Origin of the sequence: Streptococcus gordonii (assembly GCF_001553855.1) — a bacterium.
Taxonomy (GTDB): Bacteria; Bacillota; Bacilli; order Lactobacillales; family Streptococcaceae; genus Streptococcus; species Streptococcus gordonii.
In genome coordinates this window covers 20,875-21,093 of the sequence record NZ_LQWV01000011.1, presented here as the reverse complement: position 1 = coordinate 21,093, position 219 = coordinate 20,875, and the positions used below count along the sequence as shown (strand labels likewise).

The following is a 219-nucleotide window of genomic DNA, read 5'->3' as shown; positions in this document are numbered from 1 at the left end:
GAACTGTAGAGCTACCATGCTTGATAACTTCTTTTTCTACTACTTCTTCAGTTGTAGTAACTGCACCGGTACCTTCTTCGATGACTTCATCTACAGCTGGTTTTGTCACTTTCTCTGACTTCTTAACCTTGCTAACTTGTACGCCATCTTCTTTAGTAACTGTGTAAGTTACTTCCTTCTCTCCATCTACACCTTGAACCTTTGTGTTTCTTGTGCCTT

1 protein-coding gene is annotated in these 219 nt (G+C 40.2%); it reads right to left on the bottom strand.

From position 1 onward, the window contains the following. The coding region (locus tag AWH02_RS11345; RefSeq protein ID WP_201785213.1) for a G5 domain-containing protein at positions 1 to 219 on the bottom strand (219 nt) is incomplete at both ends.